Source organism: Paenibacillus sp. NPDC093718, assembly GCF_050279985.1.
Taxonomy (GTDB): Bacteria; Bacillota; Bacilli; order Paenibacillales; family Paenibacillaceae; genus Paenibacillus_AQ.
Genome location: NZ_JBNNUS010000003.1, coordinates 695478 through 711968 on the forward strand (window position 1 = coordinate 695478; position 16491 = coordinate 711968).

Below are 16491 nucleotides of genomic sequence, written 5' to 3' on the forward strand. Positions count from 1 at the left end.
AGAGGAGGAAAAAGGTTATGAACGTTGGATCAGCACGAGCGGCGGCAACGGACTGGGTCTTGCAGCATGCCAGCAGGGAGCCTGGATTCATGGGTGCTTATTTTAGCGGCTCCACGGTCGGAAAGTCGGATGAGGCAGAGATGGCTCCGTCCTCGGACATTGACGTTGTTATCGTTACCCAGGATGCGGAGCCCCCTCTAAAGCTCGGAAAGTTTATCTACCAGGACGCTTTGATCGAAGCCACCTATCTGTCCTGGCGGGACCTCGCCTCGCCCGAGCAGGTATTAACGTCCTATCATCTTGCGGGCAGCTTCCGTGTAGATACCCTGATGTCCGATCCGACTGGGCAGCTGCGCAAGCTGCAGACGGAGGTTTCACGTCAATTTGCCAACCGGATATGGGTCGACCGCCGCTGTGAGAACGTGCGCGAGCGTATCATAACCGGACTCCGATCCATAGATCCATCTGCCCCTTGGCATCGCCAGGTTACCTCCTGGCTGTTCCCTACCGGCGTAACCACCCATTTGCTCCTGGTCGCCGCTCTTCGCAACCCTACGGTCAGGCTCCGCTATGCGGCGGTACGCGATGTGCTCAAGGAATATGACCAAGAGGAAATCTACGAGGAACTGTTACGACTGCTGGGCTGTAAAGACATGAGTGCCGAACAAGCGCTCCATCATCTTAATGGTCTGGCCCGAACCTTCGATGCCGCTGCTGCGATTGCGAAGACCCCCTTCTTCTTCAGCAGTGATATTACGCCGGATGCCAGGCCGATTGCCATTGACGGCAGCCGCGAGCTGATCCTAAACGGAAGCCATCGAGAAGCCGTCTTCTGGATGGTGGCCACCTTCGCTCGCTGCCACAACATATTGGAAGTCGATGGGACTCCTGAATTTCAAGAGCAGTACGCCCCTGCTTTTGATGCGATCCTTGCGGATCTCGGCATAACCTCCACCGATGACCTGCTGCAGCGGGCAGACGAGGTTCTCCATTTCCTGCCGAAACTGTGGAGCGTCACGGAAAGCATTTTGGATGCCAATCCGAATGTGACAGGTGGGCGGGAATCGACCTCATAACTCTCCTAACTTCATATAAAAAAGACCACGCCAGGGTTGATCCGTGCGTGGTTTTTGTTTTGTCCCATCGTGCGTATGGCATCCTGTGCGTACGGTACGTGGACGGGGGATGCTTCGATGGCTGTCAACCAACATGCTTGGATGACCGTCCTACATGCTTGACGCACGCATGGCCGTCGAACGATCTTCTAGTACCCTTTCTCCTGCAGAGGCAGATAAAATCGGTGCTCCTCTTGGTCTTTGGCAAAGCCTACCGACCGATAGAGTGACAATGCCGTTTCGTTGGCTGCCTTCACTTGAAGTTTTACTGTGGCGGATCCATGAGCCTCAAGATAAGACATGGTACGGGAGAGCAGATATTTGGCGATTCCCCGTTGTCTCCACGGTTCTCTCACAAACACATCTTCAATCACGCCGACATTCCCCTCTTCCAGCCATGCCATGGTACTGCCTATTATCGTATCCCCTTCCAGGACATTTATCGCAGTCCAGTTGGGATGCCCTTTATATTCACGTAATCGTTCAAGCCCCAGCGGCGCTTCCGGCCAAACCTCGGCTTCGAGCTTTAGATACTCCACTTCCTCTTCCGCAGATTCCATCTTCCACAATCGGTACCGATAGCGATCTTCTAACGCCAAGGCAGGAATAGGCTCCTTAAGCGACCGCTTCATGGAATACAGCTTCTCCAGCGGCTGAAATCCGAGTTCCTCTGTAAAAAAAGCGTTATTGCCGATCTCATGGGCATAGTTCCCCACGCACAAAAACGTCCCGTACGCCTCCGGCAAGGTCCTCTTTAACACAACCGCACGTTCATAGAGCACTGTATACATTTCACTTAACAGATCATAATCCCGCTCCCGCTGCGGTACAGCCTTGAGATTCACATAAATGTGATGCTTGCAGTTAGATGCACATCCCGGCGGGATCACGTTAAAGATCCCGACTTGTCCCTTGGCCACCATCTTCCCCTCTTCGAGTGCACAGAACACGTTACCCCAATTCTCCTGGTCACCTACCCACCAGAACAGCGCATCCGCTGGGAATACCGCCTGATACAGCTCCCCCAGCAGAGGCATATCGCCCTGCCTAAAATTCCGAATGATTCTTTCACCCAAATGAATGTCACCAACCTTTGCGTTCATTGTAAGACGACCCCTAATGATAAAAATAGATAAAAAACAACTATAGATAAACCAGTCCTTCTTTCAGACAATGATTTCCTTAAAATGGTGTACAATATTAGAATTACGTAATATAATAATTACGTAATAACATAATATCTATAAAGTGAGGTTGATGATTCCCGATGACACGTGATCTGGCCCATGAGATGGATACCTTAAAGAATCAAATGTCGGAGCTGCAGCAGCTTGTTTATCAAGCACTTATGGAACGAAAACCAGCATCCGCATCAAATCAACACCGCCAAGAGATTGCATCAGCACCTACGATAAATGAAGCAAACCCCGAAGCTGGCTCCGTCTTCTATTCCGGGCAAGTGCACCTGAACGGACAAAGCATCCGCTGGGAGCCTCAGGAACGGCGAATGGATCAATTGCTGGACATGAATACCGAGAAGGCGGCCAAAATCCTCGGAGCACTGGGCAACAAGCAGCGCCTGGATATTTTAAAGGCGGTCATGACAGAGCCTCTATCCGGTTCCGAGCTGGTAGAACGGTTGAATATGGGAACGACGGGCCAGCTGTATCACCATCTCAAGGCGCTGCTTGGCGCGGATCTCCTTGTACAGGAGCAGGGCGGCCGGTACGCTCTTCCCAAGCATCGAAGCCTGCCGTTCCTGCTGCTGCTGTCTGCTGCAGGCGATTTGCTCGATACAAGCGATTACCTGGAGATGACCGAAACCCGTAACAATGCAGTGATGTATTTCGGGACCTCGCACGGCTTCGATATTCATCAGCTGCTTTGGGCCGTGGTGGAAAATTCAATATTGGAACACACGAGCGGGTATGGCGATCAGATTGGCATATTCCTGCATGAGGATGGCAGCGTGACGGTTACCGATAACGGGAGAGGCATTCCCGTGCAAGCACTGCCGAATTCCAACGTCCCTGTCGTACAGTCGATACTAACCGATGTCCATCGGTTGAACGCCAGCGCACACTTTCTGGTCCCCGGTGCGGAGAAAGGCATCAGCATCGCCGTAGTCAATGCGCTCTCCAAGCATCTGACCGTGGAAATTCGTCGTGACGGGAACATATACCGGCAGGAGTACAGGCATGGCATTCCGCAGACCGGGCTTTTGATCGTCGGCACGACGCAGGAGACGGGCACCAGCGTGACATTCAAGCCCGAGCCGGAATTATTCAGCTCTGCCTTTGAATTTAACCGCATCATCGAACGTAAGAGCGCAATTGCCGCGGATTATCCTGGACTCACCCTGACGATCCGCGATACGGCTGAATAAAGGGAGCTACGAAAAAAGGCAGTTCGAAGCCTATGCAGCATGCTTTTTACAGCAGCGTTTTTTACAGCAGCGATACGGCTCAGATGCCACATCGAGGGTACTGCTCCCTATGCAAACCGTGGCTGAAGCAACGGTCCTGGAACGAATACCAGTCCGGGTGTAGAGACGCACGGTGTGTGGTCCGGGGCATGCTTGAATGGCTGTCGACCGAGCGCATGTCTGGTGCTATACTGAGCTTGAACGAACGCTAATCGAGGTGAAATAGGATGCTGGAACGTTCTATGGAGAATGTAATGGAATCTGAACAGGAAAGGGGATGGTGCGTTTAATTTAAAAAATGAAACGAGGACGATAAACATGAACATACAGAGTACGGTAATGAGCGAAGGATTTGCAATGAATGTTTCCATTCGTGGAAACGGCAGGCCCATCTTGGTGGTGGGAAGCAGTATTTACTACCCCCGCTTGTTTTCGGAACAACTCTACACTTCATTTCAACTGATTTTCCTGGACCATCGAGGCTTTGTTAAGCCCCCTCGGACACTGGAGCCGGAAGATTATACACTGGATAAGGTTCTGGATGATATCGAAGCGGCAAGACAAACGCTGGAACTGGAGGATTTTATTATATTGGGGCATTCGGGGCACGCCTTCATGGCGCTGGAGTATGCCAAAAAATACCCGGAACACGTCCGGAAGGTAGTCCTGCTGAACACAGCGCCGACCAACAGCCCGGAGCGGCAGCAGCAGAGCATTGCATTTTTCAATGAGACGGCGTGTCCTGAGCGGAAACGGCAGTTTGAAGCGGATATCGCCCTGCTGGATGGTGATATCCAGAGGGAGCCTGAACGGCGGTTTGCTCATATGTGCATCCGAATGGGAGCGCACAGCTTCTATGACTATGCCTATGATGCGGCTTGGATGTGGGAAGGAGTCTTCACCAGCATGCCCGTAATTGATCATTTATGGGGAGAGGCCTTCGCGCGGCTCAATCTGATCGATTCGCTGAAAGAGGTTGCCAAGCCCGTCCTCATTGGTCTTGGACGGTACGACTTTTTGGTTAGTCCCGTATCGCTTTGGGATGCTGTAGATGGCTCGCAGGAACATGTGAAGAAGGTCATTTTTGAAAAAAGTGGCCATAATCCGATGTTTGAAGAGCCCGATCTGTTTAACGCCATATTGACGGGTTGGATTCATGAAACGGACAACTAACCCGTAAAGATACAGCGGATGGCCGTAACTGTAATGAAGAGGAGCCCTCAGCATTCCGCTTGGGGCTCCTCTTTTCGTCTTGCTGTAGGCTCCTCTTACGTCTATTTGCGCGTTTCAGTCGGTAAACTCTTGAAACTCTCGTTCACACCGCTTCAGCGGAAGCATGCGAATGGTGCTCTTCTCGTCTAGAACCGCATCTTTTTGGGCCCAGACGGACATAGGAGGCGCTATTGGCTAATAGCTCGGGCTGTTTGTGAGTCCATGCGGGTAAGATCCGCTATTGGCTGATATTCGATCGTTTTTTGATCATGCGGACACAGGATCCGCTATTGGCTGATATTTGATCGTTTTTTGATCCCTTGCGGACACAGGATCCGCTATTGGCTGATATTCGATTGTTTTTTTATCATGCGGACACAGAATCCGCTATTGGCTGATATTCGATCATTTTTTGATCCCTTGCGGACACAGGATCCGTTAATGTAACATATTCACGGATTAATCCCGGAATATTTGCGAATAGCGGATCTTATGTCCTCAAACCACTACGAAATGGCTAAAAACACAGAAATAGCGGAACAGCTGTCCTTTAAAACACGAACCAGACCCATCAAAAAAACTAGATGTTTTGATTCTTTGAGTCCTCGACCCTTGATGCCTTACTTCGACTCTCGGTTACTTGATGCCTTAATTCCTTGATTCTCGATTCTCGCTCTCGGTGCCTTGATACTTGGATTCCTCAATCCTCAGCTCTCGATACATTAATTACTTGGATTCCTCAATCCTTAGCTCTCGATACACTAATTACTTGATTCCTCAATTCTCAGCTCTCGATACATTAATTACTTGATTCCTCAATCCCCAGCTTTCGATACATTATTTTCTTGATCCCTCGATCCCCAGCTTTCGATACATTAATTTCTTGATTCCTCAATCCTCAGCTCTCGATACATTAATCACCTAATTCCTCAATTCTCGGTTCCCGATCCCTCGATCCTCAGTGCTCGATTCCTTGACTCCTTGATCCTTAATTCTCGATTCTCGATACCTAGATTACTTAATCCCTCACTCTCGGTATCTTGATACCCTTAATTCCTCAATGCTATCCTTAACTCTCCATACCTTGATACCAGATACTAGATCCCTTGATGCAGCTCCTATTTCACCTCGCAGGGTATCGTACGATTTGCATCATAACGACAATAGCTCCTTGCGCCCTCCCAACTCCATCTGACTCGCCTTTTGGTGTTTGAGAAACGAAGAGCCCTTTCATTAGTAGGACAACTCCCCCAGCCTGCGCGTCTCCTCCTCAATCCGGCTGGTATCAATTCGCTCAAACAAAAGCTCCACCCCATGAATCGACCTTTCAGCCGGAACGTGGCACCACTCCCACGCAGGCTTCTCCAGCGAGAGGAAACTTCGTATCCTATCGCAAGAGAACGGAATAAACGGCTGCAGCAGATTCGCCATATTGGCTATGATCTGAACGCAGGTGTACAGCGTTGTCGCGCACGCTTCATGATCCTCCTTGACCTGAATCCACGGCTTCCGTTCATCAAAATATTTGTTCGCCAGGCGCACTGTGCTAAAAATCCGTTCTAACGCTTCCTTCAGTCGCCCGCCCTCAATAAGTGCCCCAGCCTCGCGGTATAATGCCTCAACCCTGATCTGCCACTCTTCAGATAGGCAGCCCTCGGGCACTTTCCCCTCAAACGATTTATTCACAAACACCAAAGTACGGTTGACCAAATTCCCAAACGCGCCAAGCAGCTCGCCATTGTGGCTGTAAATGAACTCCCTCCAGGAGAAATCCGTATCCCGCTTCTCGGGGCCGTTCGCTATGAGGAAATAACGAATCGAGTCCGGCTGGTAACGGCTTAACAAGTCCGGCACCCATATGGCCCAATTCCGACTGGTCGAAAACTTCTTCCCTTCCAGCGTCATGTATTCGCAAGATATAATGCGATCCGGCAAATGCAAATCCCCGGCACCCTTCAGCAAGGCAGGCCAGATCAGCGTATGAAACGGGATATTATCCTTCCCATGAACATAATAAGCCGTCACCTCGCCCTGCCCCTTACGCCAAAAGGATTCCCAATCGCCTCCCGTTTCCGCAGCCCACTGCTTGCTGGCGGATAAATAGCCGCTTACCGCTTCGATCCAGACATAGATTTTCTTATCCTCAAAGCCCGGAACGGGGACATCCACGCCCCAGGTCAGATCCCTTGTAGCCGCCCGGTCCTGAAGGCCTTCCTCCAGATATCTGCGGGTCAGTTGCACCGCATTATCCCGCCAGCCTCTGGCGTTATTCAAATCATCCGCCAGCTCAGCCTGGAAATGTGACAGCGCTACGTAAAAATGCTCGGAAGGGCGCTCCACCGGAGGGTTTCCGCAAATTTTGCAGGTCCTGTTTGTCAGATCAGACGGATCAAGTATCGTGGAGCAGGTGTCGCACTGATCGCCACGGGCCCTGCTGCCGCATACGGGGCAGTCTCCTTCCACATAGCGGTCCGGCAGAAACCGTCGATCGGTTTCGCAATACGTTTGCAGCACGATTTTACGGTACAGATGTCCGTTGTCCAGCAGCTTCAGAAACAACTCCTGCACCACCGCATGATGAAACGCCTGATCGGTCCGCGTGTACAAATCGTAGGAGAAACCCAGCCGTTCGAAGCAATCCACAAACTCCCTATGGTACCAATCCGCAATATCCCCGGGAGCCACGCCCTCCTGAATGGCTTGAACCGCCACAGGCGTTCCATGACAATCACTACCGGATACGTACAGGACTTGATCCCCTTTCGCTCGGAAATAACGTGCCAATACGTCGCCTGGCAAGAGGCTTGCAAGTCTCCCCAGATGTAAGGACCCGTTAGCGTAAGGCCAGGCACCGCCGATAAAAATGTTCGTCATGTCAATCTTCCTCCCTTTTTTAGACAACAAAAAAAGCCCTCATCCCAAAAGGGACGAGAGCTTGCGGCTCACGTGGTACCACCCAATTTCATTCATGCCTTGCGGCACTCACCTCTTCGGGTACGACGCCATATATCGCGTGTATACCCTAGCACGTTAACGGGTGCGGGATCCGGCACAGCCTACAACCCTTACAGGGTTTCGGTGCACAGCTCAGAGACCATATTCCCCAGGTTTTTTCTTTACCCCTTTTCACCATCCGGGGCTCTCTGTTCAAAGACGTCGCCAAGGTACTCTTTCTCTTCATTGCTTTTGTCTAACGTTATTCAAGTTACAGGAAATCATACCCGAACGCTGCTCAGGAAGTCAAGTGGGTGTATAACAAAAGAAAAAACACTTTTCGTTTAGAAAAGTGTTTTCTTCTGGCAGCTAAAGCTAAGAAAGCTTTCTTTTTCTCAGCAAAAGCCAACCTGATAATAGAACGATCATTCCGAGGAGCCCCAAATTATATACGTTGGTGGACGTATTAGGCAGTTTGTTACCTTGAGGTTCACCCGATTGATCTGCTGGCGAAGGTACTTCAGCAGATTCTCCTGCAGTCATTTCGTTATTATCTTTTGCAGAATCTGACTGGCCAGTCCCATCTCCGGAATCCGCAGGAGTTGTACCGGTCCCTGGATCCGTAGGGTTCGCGCTGCTCCCTGGATCGGTAGGATTCGTGCCCGTCCCCGGATCTGTAGGGTTCGTGCCCGTCCCCGGATCTGTAGGGTTCGTGCCGCTCCCTGGATCCGTAGGGTTCGTACCAGTCCCTGGATTCGTAGGATTTGTGCCAGTCCCTGGATCCGTAGGGTTCGTGCCGCTCCCTGGATCGGTCGGATCTGTTCCGTTACCAGGATCTGTTGGCGGCGTATTAGGCTCCGTCACATCAACGATAACCGTAACTTCGATTGTACCGCCTTTGCCGTCATCCACGATGACGGTAAAGCTGTCCTCGCCGACAAAGCCTGGATCTGGGGTATAGGTCCAGCTTCCGTCTGGCTTCACAATGACGGTTCCGTTACCCGGCTGCTTGCCCGGGGTATACGTCAGAGGATCTCCATCCGGGTCCGTACCATAAACATCGCCGGTCACGGAAGTATCTTTTTCCGTCGTTACGTTTTTATCCGGTGATACTGGAGGTTGATTCGTTGATGGCGGAGTCGTTGTATCGGTCACGTCAACGATAATCTCAACCTCAGTTTTACCACCTTTGCCGTCATCCACGATGACAGTGAATCTATCCTCGCCGACAAAGCCTGGATCTGGGGTATAGATCCAGCTTCCGTCTGGCTTCACAATGACGGTTCCGTTACCCGGCTGCTTGCCTGGAATATACGTCAGAGGATCTCCATCCGGATCCGTACCATAAACATCACCCGTTACGGATGTATCTTTTTCCGTCGTTACGTTTTCATCCGATGCTATTGGAGGCTTATTCGGTTTGTCCGTTACGTTCACGGTTACCGTTGATGTCGTAACTCCTCCCTTGCCGTCGCTTACCGTGACCGTAAAGATATCCGGTCCGACATATCCCGGATCCGGCACATACTCCCACGTTCCGTCCGGATTGACGATCACCGAACCATGCTTCGGATTACTTTCGATGGCGTACGTAAGCGTGTCCCCATCCGGATCGGTCCCATAGACGCTGCCAGTTACCGATGCATCCTTCTCCGTCGTTACGTCGTAATTTTCGGTCACCGGCGGCTGATTCGGAGGCTCATTTACGTTCACCTTCACCGTTGAGGTGGAGGTTCCACCTTTGCCATCGCTGACTATAACTGTAAAGGTATCTTCACCAACAAAATCCGGATCAGGAGTATACGTCCACGTTCCGTCCGGATTGACGGTCACCGTACCATTTCCAGGGTCGGTTCCTTTGGTAAACGTCAGTGAATCGCCGTTTGCATCCACTCCGTACACGCTACCGGTTACGGTTGTGTTTTTCCATGTCGTTTCTTCGTAATCCGGTGTAATCGGTGGACGATTCACATTCACCTTAACGTCATTCGATTTCCGGGTTTCATGATTCCCTGAAAGCAAATTATCGTATTCTACGATCGCTTGATTGGCGACCTCAGTCGTTTTGTATTTCGAGAGAACCTTTACTTTGAATTGGACTGTAGTTCCTTCAGGCAAGACGGCAGTGTTGGGGATTCTGCCTGCTTGGCTTCCGTTCGCTCCGTTGCCTAAACGAACAACTACCTGATTTTCGCTTGCGAGAAACTCTCCCGGGTCATCGCCGCTCACATCGGTCAGCGTCCCTGTATTTGGACCCGATACAATCTCTAAAGAGCCAGGGACGTATTCGGTTCCGTCAGGGATGTTGTCCGTAAATACGGTGTTGCCCGTTTCGTCGCCGCCCTCGTTTTTAAAGTTCACCGAATAAGTTAAGGTATCTCCTTCTTGTACATTGTCGATCGGAGATACCGATTTGGTGGCAACTCCACAAGGCTCTGTGCCGAGGAAGATGTCATCAATCAAATTCCCCCACATAAGATTCCCATTTGAACTTTGGACAGCTTCAAACCCAAATCTTGTTACAGTCTGTCCATCCGGAACTGTATAGGTGCCAGTATAATATGTCCATTTATTGTTAGTGCTGTCCATCCGTTGAATAATCGGCATAACATCTGGCGATATGTCGGGTGAGCCGATTCGGAGCTGCATAGTATCAACACCAAATTCACCACGATGAGCCAGCCTCCAATAAATGGTTTGACCCGGGTTTGTCTTCACATCCTGGTATAACATGGCAGGTTGATTTGCGTTCAACTCGGCAAATTGCTTTCCATCTGCGGCAACAACAGGAATTGTTTGCCCATTCCCACCCAAGTTCGGTCCCAGAAATTCATTGGAGTTTTGCATAATTTGTATAAAGTCATCTGTCGCTGTAGTCTGCCAGCCCGGAACTTCGTGTTCGTAAAAATACATCCAAGCGTGCTCGGCTCCTGGAGAACCCTTATCGCCAACATTTCTTGCTTCCGGCTGCTCAAAACTACCGTTAATTAATGCAACTCTTGGCCCGCATACATTAGGCGGTTGCGGAGTCGTTGGCGGAACCAAGTCCAATACTTCAACGTCAATCGTAGCTTCGGCAGTGGCGCATTTGCCGTCATTGGCGATAACGGTGAAGCTATCGGTACCGATAAAGTCTTGTGCTGGCGTATACGTCCAATTTCCGTCTGCATTAACCGTCACAGTTCCGTTCTTAGGAGCTGTCGCGCCTTTGGCGTACGTCAATGGATCTCCATCCGGATCCGTGCCGTTCACTTGTCCCGAGACAGGTGTATTTACCGCCGTGATTTTTGAATTCCCCGGCACGGTTGGCGGCTCGTTCACTTTGTAAGTATTATTCGGATTGAGAGTTTCAATCGGTGCGTATGCATTCACAAAATACCAGCTATGGATATCATGAGTCTCGTAATTCGGAGCCCCAGTTGATCCTGTAAAACCGGCATGAATCGATTTGCCGCCAAATATCGAACTAAGATCGATGTCATCTACTTCTAAAACCTTGCTGGCATTAACCCGATCCGGTGAAGTGCCCAGATATACCTGAACCTTCTGAACTGAACTATTGTAATCGATCCACGTATAGTACTGGGTTCCGTTAGATAATACATAGTTGGTGTTATTCACCGAATTATACTGGTTCAATTCGGTATACCAGCCTGGCTTGTTCACTACGTCTCCATTTAATGCAAGTCCAACGGAGTTCGCAGAAGGATCGTTATAAACGGTGTTCAGAAACGTGTCATATTTAACGGCAAAACTCGGACTAATGCCGTAATATCCCAAGCCGCCTCCATCTCGATGCTGGCTGGTTGTGCCAGTCTGGAGCGTGAAGGTCAATCCATCGCTTGGACCAGTAGAACTTGCATTACTCATTCTAAATGAAAAGGCTGTACTGAATGAATAATTGTCTCTAGGACACAGCGCGGTATTGGTAAATACGGCTCCGCTTTGTACTGTCGTCGGCGGTGTCAATCGAATAAAGTTCTGCCCCTGGGGCACTTCGGCTGACCCATTCTTGGCAAACGATTGAGTGAAAGTATTTTGGGAGAATTCATCAAATTTAAAATTCAGCCAGTTATCCGCAGCCGCCTCAGCCTGTTGAGGGTACATTGGCAGAAGCTGACCGAACAAAATGATGAAAACAGCCATCAAATACTTAAACCGCCGATTGATTATCGGTTTTCTCTTCATTGTTTCCTCCCTATCTTCAATGGGAAGGCTTTGGAGCCCTTCCGATGCTGTCAAATGAATTCATCCGTCGATTAAACCATACATACATATTCATATCGCGAACCGTGAAGGCTGCAGTATGGCGGGTGCGCGGTCAAAGGCATAAGTATTGCTGGTTGCAAGTTAAGAGAAAGACAACTAGCTTCCCGCCTTCTTGTTATAACGAAAACTGCGCACATTCGACGTTTTCACCCCATTCCTTACACAATCTAACCTTTTTCAAAAATTCTGCATGATCTCTTTAAGAATAACTTCGCTTGTCTATGTAACGAGGTCTCCTTTAGCATCATTATGTAACGCGTTAATTGCCATGAACCAAAACATCAGCAGATGTCCTAGATTCATTTCAAGCTGTTAGTTGTACTCGGATGATCACCCCTCTCCCTCTGGCAGTTAAGCTAGCGAGTTACCGTGATAGGTAAGCCATTCTGTTGAAACGCTATTCCAAAAAAAGACTTGCCGCGGTAACCGACTAAGAAAGATTTATGGTCTGGGAATACGACATCCTTCTACACATGTCCTTCCCATACGAAAAAAACAGCCATATTATACCAATCTCGCCCTTCCTGGGACCTATCATTTCATTTCGATACTACTAGTTCTCTAAGCTTCTATTTATAAAAAACATTACTAAAGATACATGTTGAGCTAAACGGACTAAAGGACCATGCATAGCTCAATGAGTCTCAGGCACGATGCTGATTTTGTTTTTTTTAAAAGCCACGATTATTTCACGGCAGCCGGCTATTCTATTCCTAAATATCACCAAAACAACCTTCCCCTTCATACTGTTGATCGAGTTTTTCATGTTAGCGAAAAATGGAACAATAAAAAAGATGACCCCACAGGTGGAGTCATCTTTTTGTTATGACAGCTGATTCCTGCGGAATCTTCTGCAGTCACTTCGATAAAAAGATAATGGCAGCAGCTATGCCCCGCCAAACAACAACATCATTACGCTTTAGGCGCCAGTTCCGCCGCCTGACGGATGGCTTCCATCAAGCTTTTCTCGTCGGCGATGCCTTGACCGGCAATGTCGAACGCCGTACCGTGATCGACACTGGTGCGGATAATCGGAAGGCCAACGGTAATGTTGACGCCTGCGTCCAAGCCGAGCACTTTGACGGGACCATGTCCCTGATCGTGATACATGGCCACTACAATGTCAAAGTCACCGCGAACCGTCCGGAAGAACAGCGTATCGGCCGGCAGCGGGCCTACGACCTGGATTCCTTCGGCCTGCGCCTTCTCGACGCCCGGTATGACTTTCTCTTCCTCTTCGCCATATCCGAACAGTCCGTTCTCGCCCGCATGAGGATTAATTCCGCAAACGGCAATCCGCGGAGCGGCGATGCCGGACTTCTGCAGTGTCTCATGAGCAAGCTTAATGACATGGTACACGCGCTCAGGATGAATGGACCGGACGGCATCGATGATGCCGACATGGGTCGTCACGTGAATAACCTTCAGATTCGGCGCGGACAGCATCATGGAGTAATCCGTGGTTCCGGTCAAATCCGCCAGAATCTCCGTATGGCCCGGATATTTGTGGCCTCCTTTATGAAGAGCCTCCTTATTCAGCGGAGCGGTACATATGGCCTGAATTTTATGGTCCTTGGCCAATTCGATGGCCGTCTCCAAAAATTTGAACGCGGCGTGGCCGGCCTCGGGGGCAACTCGTCCAATCGGCAAGTCCGCCGGCAGCAAATCCAGATCAAGCACATGAACCGTGCCAAAACGGTAGTCAACCTGCTCCAACTCATCGGCAGTAATCGCTTCGATAGCCAAGTCACTGCCCACGAAGGACTTTGCCCGCTCCAATATCTTCACGTCCCCGATTACAACCGGGTGACTGATATGATACATCTCCTCATTCATGAGGCTCTTGAGTATAATTTCAGGACCTACGCCTGCGGCGTCTCCCATTGTAATCCCGATAACCGGTTTATGCTGGCTCATGTTCTCACCTTTTTCTTATTTGTTATATAGTGCAGGGAATCTACCAGGGATTGATCATTCCCGAAGCCCCCGGCTTTGGTGACGGTCCAGTAGCTATTTCCCATGCCCTGAAGCCTTCCGAACGGCAGGCCGGGCTCTACTTCCGAATACAGCTGCATTTCTCCCATGCCAAGTTCCATACAGATAGCCTTAGCCGTATCCCCGCCGGTTAATACCAACCCTTGGATCTCAGCGTATGCCTGCAAAACGGCTTTTGTCATTCTTCCGAGTCCCAGCGAGATCGCTTCGCTTACCTCGGTTGAAGATAATCCCCGCTCATCCCCTGCTTCTTTTGCAAGTCTGCGGTTTTCTTCCGAAGCGTCCACATACAGGACCAAGTAGCGCTTGTCCATATCCTGAGCGATTTGCTGCAGGACATCTTCTGTGTCGTAAGTTTCGCGAATCAGCGCGGCCGGATCGATCTCCAGCATCAACGAGCTGGTCATGTCCTCGACGGCACGAAGCTGCCGCCGGGTCGTTTGGGACAAGCTTCCTGATACGATCAGCGCTTTATCCGCCTGGGCCCAGTCTTGGCTCCCCTCCTCCAAGGAGGTCAGGGACAGCGCCTCCGGCAAGTATTCGATTAATCCGGCAGAACCGGCCCACAGAATCTTCTTGTCCAGCTGTGAAAACAATGCCGATATCGCCTGTAAATCCGCTTCCGTCTCACTATCGCATACAAACCAGGTTTGACCTTCGGCCAGCTTGGATTGGAGCCATGGCAGAAATTGCGCGGCGGGCTGCCGCACTTGACTTGATGAAACCAGTACCGCCTCAGGCTCTCCTTCCTTCTGCAGCAGCTTCGGGATATAGCTTTCCATGACGGGCGTTTTGGGATCCTTGGCAAACTCCGTCTCGGTGATCAGTACACCTTGAACATAGTGATGTCCCTGTACCGTCGTGCGGTTCATTTTGGGAAAAGCCGGGGCGATCAGCACTAGGTCCGGCCGGAATACCTTCTGCACCGCCCGCAATTCCTCTGCAACATTCCCGCGCAAGGTCGAGTCCAGTTTCTTGTAGATGTGGCGGCAGCCCTGCTCTTCAAGGAATTGAGCGGCTTCATACGCCGCTTCATAGGCGTCCACGCTGCGTTTCGACCTGCTATCCGTATCCACGATCAACACTTCGGCACGGGTGTCCTGACGGTAATGGCGATGATCGAAGACGACGGTGGAAACAAGCCCCTTCTTCGCCAATTGTACACCCGAGTCATTCGCACCGGTCAGATCGTCCGCGATGATTCCAATTTGTTTTATCACATTTCATCACACCTTCTATGATTCGGCATCTGCTGTATTTGTATCAAATGAGTGCCCTTTCTTTTCTAGACGCTTCACTAAAAATCCGACATATAAAGGAAGCAGGATGGCGGTCGTTACCACGGACGCTGCAACCTGAACCGTCGCGATATCGGTAAATGCCGCAAAGGATGCATTCGCCGCCCCGATCGCAGCAGGCGTAGCCACGGCATTACCGGCTGTGGAACCTTCCGCCGCCCCCACGATCGGATTCCATTTCAACGCTTTAAACACAAAGTATCCTGCGGTACCTGTAACGAAAACCGTCAGCAGTCCAAGAATAATACCCGACAAGCCGCCATCCACGATCGCTCCGAAATCAATGCCCATCCCGAGCGCAAAGGCAAAGAACGGGATCAGCATGGAGCTGCCTTTATCCAAAAACTTGCGCATCTCCTCATCCAGGTTACCCAGCACCATCCCTACAATAATCGGAAGAAGAACCGAGATAAAGGACACAAAGGAGAACATGCCGTCCACGAATCCCATGGCACCGAAGATCGATAACGCAACCATGGTGAGGAAAGGTCCGTCATTTAGGGCAAGCAGCGAATATGCAGCACGGTCTTCCTTACTGCCGTATTGGCCTACCAAAGCAACGAACAATCCCCCATTACTGTTGGTCATTGCCGCAATGACGGCAATTGGCGCCAGACCCAGCCACAATCCGTTCTCTCCGGCAAACAGGTAAGCGATCAGTCCGAATGCTGCGCCGACCACCCACTTCGTGACAAGCAGTGTAGCCCCTTTTCCGACGGATACGCCAAAGGACTTGACGTTAATCTGTGCCCCCGTACAGAGAAGAAACAGCGCGATCAATGTGCTTGAACCGTTTACAAATAAAGACTCCGTAAAATTCCCGATCCGAAGCAGATCCGGTGCAAAGGTATTGATGACTGCTGCAATAAGCAACGGCACCACCATCATACCTCCAGGAATCCGATCCAACGTCGCTTTAATCTTCATTATTGTAACACCCCTCTAATAATTGTTTCAATATTAAACAGTGATTTCGTATTGAAATCGCTTGCAGGGTTTATTGTAAGTGCATACAATTAAATTTGCAACAAATTAAAGATTAATTGTTGCAAATTTAAACAATTTATCGTTGCGTTGGCTCTAGCTTATTGAAATATATCCCTCTTTATCCTAATATCTGCCGAAACAGAGGGAACTATTGAGCGCAAAATCATGACCACCCGTCCAACGGGTGGTTTGCTCTTGGGGTATAACCCCCTGTTGCCAAACTGCGCCTAAAGACGCTAGCCTGACCACAAATCCG

9 protein-coding genes and 1 other annotated feature are annotated in these 16491 nt (G+C 50.2%); of the genes, 3 read left to right on the forward strand and 6 right to left on the reverse strand.

Annotation, left to right across the window (positions count from 1 at the left end; translation table 11 throughout):
- Positions 1 to 17 precede the first annotated feature (17 nt).
- Positions 18 to 1076 carry a hypothetical protein gene (locus ACQKPA_RS12965; RefSeq protein WP_427492750.1) on the forward strand — a complete coding sequence of 353 codons (1059 nt, stop codon included), beginning with the start codon at positions 18 to 20 and terminating at the stop codon, positions 1074 to 1076.
- Between the two features lie 188 nt (positions 1077 to 1264).
- Here ACQKPA_RS12965 and ACQKPA_RS12970 read toward each other — a convergent pair whose 3' ends face one another.
- Positions 1265 to 2218 (reverse strand): GNAT family N-acetyltransferase, encoded by a 954-nt coding sequence (locus ACQKPA_RS12970; protein ID WP_427492751.1) that lies wholly within the window; start codon positions 2216 to 2218, stop codon positions 1265 to 1267.
- A 164-nt stretch (positions 2219 to 2382) separates the two neighbouring features.
- Between ACQKPA_RS12970 and ACQKPA_RS12975 the strand changes: the two genes are divergently transcribed.
- Both ACQKPA_RS12975 and ACQKPA_RS12980 read left to right on the forward strand, forming a co-directional pair.
- Positions 2383 to 3501: an ATP-binding protein gene (locus ACQKPA_RS12975; protein ID WP_427492753.1), complete on the forward strand. Its 1119-nt coding sequence runs from the start codon at positions 2383 to 2385 to the stop codon at positions 3499 to 3501.
- Positions 3502 to 3858: 357 nt separating this feature from the next.
- Positions 3859 to 4713 carry an alpha/beta fold hydrolase gene (locus tag ACQKPA_RS12980; RefSeq protein WP_427492755.1) on the forward strand — a complete coding sequence of 285 codons (855 nt, stop codon included), beginning with the start codon at positions 3859 to 3861 and terminating at the stop codon, positions 4711 to 4713.
- A gap of 1272 nt (positions 4714 to 5985) precedes the next feature.
- Here the strand turns inward: ACQKPA_RS12980 and metG are convergent.
- The 5 genes from metG to ACQKPA_RS13005 all read right to left on the reverse strand — a co-directional run bounded on the left by metG (position 5986) and on the right by ACQKPA_RS13005 (position 16175).
- Complete coding sequence (gene metG / locus ACQKPA_RS12985) at positions 5986 to 7626, reverse strand: methionine--tRNA ligase (protein WP_427492757.1); 1641 nt, start codon at positions 7624 to 7626, stop codon at positions 5986 to 5988.
- A gap of 46 nt (positions 7627 to 7672) precedes the next feature.
- Positions 7673 to 7942, reverse strand: a binding site (T-box leader).
- 119 nt (positions 7943 to 8061) lie between these two features.
- Entirely contained in the window at positions 8062 to 11874 is a 3813-nt protein-coding gene (locus tag ACQKPA_RS12990; RefSeq protein ID WP_427492759.1) for an Ig-like domain-containing protein, read from the reverse strand.
- 993 nt (positions 11875 to 12867) lie between these two features.
- Positions 12868 to 13872, reverse strand: a complete 1005-nt coding sequence (gene pdxA / locus ACQKPA_RS12995) for a 4-hydroxythreonine-4-phosphate dehydrogenase PdxA (RefSeq protein ID WP_427492761.1) — start codon at positions 13870 to 13872, stop codon at positions 12868 to 12870.
- The gene (locus tag ACQKPA_RS13000) at positions 13869 to 15170 is read right to left on the reverse strand and encodes a four-carbon acid sugar kinase family protein (protein WP_427492763.1); all 1302 of its coding nucleotides are present in this window, start codon (positions 15168 to 15170) and stop codon (positions 13869 to 13871) included. The genes pdxA and ACQKPA_RS13000 overlap by 4 nt, the downstream gene beginning before the upstream one ends.
- Before the next feature lie 15 nt (positions 15171 to 15185).
- The gene (locus tag ACQKPA_RS13005; protein ID WP_071219527.1) at positions 15186 to 16175 is read right to left on the reverse strand and encodes a 2-keto-3-deoxygluconate permease; all 990 of its coding nucleotides are present in this window, start codon (positions 16173 to 16175) and stop codon (positions 15186 to 15188) included.
- Between the last annotated feature and the right edge of the window lie 316 nt (positions 16176 to 16491).

Coding starts and splice junctions, on each gene's coding strand:
- ACQKPA_RS12970 (WP_427492751.1), bottom strand. CDS start 2,218: ATGAACGCAAAGGTTGGTGACATTCATTTGGGTGAAAGAATCATTCGG.
- pdxA (WP_427492761.1), bottom strand. CDS start 13,872: ATGAGCCAGCATAAACCGGTTATCGGGATTACAATGGGAGACGCCGCA.
- ACQKPA_RS12980 (WP_427492755.1), top strand. CDS start 3,859: ATGAACATACAGAGTACGGTAATGAGCGAAGGATTTGCAATGAATGTT.
- metG (WP_427492757.1), bottom strand. CDS start 7,626: ATGACGAACATTTTTATCGGCGGTGCCTGGCCTTACGCTAACGGGTCC.
- ACQKPA_RS12975 (WP_427492753.1), top strand. CDS start 2,383: ATGACACGTGATCTGGCCCATGAGATGGATACCTTAAAGAATCAAATG.
- ACQKPA_RS12965 (WP_427492750.1), top strand. CDS start 18: ATGAACGTTGGATCAGCACGAGCGGCGGCAACGGACTGGGTCTTGCAG.
- ACQKPA_RS12990 (WP_427492759.1), bottom strand. CDS start 11,874: ATGAAGAGAAAACCGATAATCAATCGGCGGTTTAAGTATTTGATGGCT.
- ACQKPA_RS13005 (WP_071219527.1), bottom strand. CDS start 16,175: ATGAAGATTAAAGCGACGTTGGATCGGATTCCTGGAGGTATGATGGTG.